Consider the following 396-nt stretch of genomic DNA (forward strand, 5'->3'; position numbering starts at 1 on the left):
AAGGCAATATTCACGTCCCTGTAAATCCCTTCAAAGACTTTAACAGCTTCAGCAGCTTTTATTGAGCTCATTGGAATGACTCCCTTCTTGTTTATTGTTTCATAAATTCCAATAACTGCTTCCAGGGTTTTTTCATCACTTGCCCCAAGTATCTTAGGATACTGGCCGGTGATGTCTCTAATTGCAGTTCCGGTCATTGTTCTCTCGGGAGCGTGAGCTAACCCAAATTCACCAAGCTTGAGACCACTTTCTTCTAAAATTGAGACTAAGCTTTCTGTGGTCCCGGGAGGCATTGTGGCCTCCGTAATTACAAGATCTCCCTTTTCCAATCCTTTTGCAATTTTGTGAGCAACATCATAAACGGGGTCTAGTTTTAGGTTCCCTCTATCGTCAGTT

The 396-nt window shown here is 42.7% G+C and carries 1 pseudogene; it reads right to left on the minus strand.

Annotation, left to right across the window (positions count from 1 at the left end):
• Positions 1-396 (minus strand): annotated as a pseudogene (locus tag E3E23_RS09910) (nucleotide sugar dehydrogenase); the annotation flags it as partial.

This window comes from Thermococcus sp. CX2 (assembly GCF_012027555.1).
Lineage (GTDB): Archaea > Methanobacteriota_B > Thermococci > Thermococcales > Thermococcaceae > Thermococcus.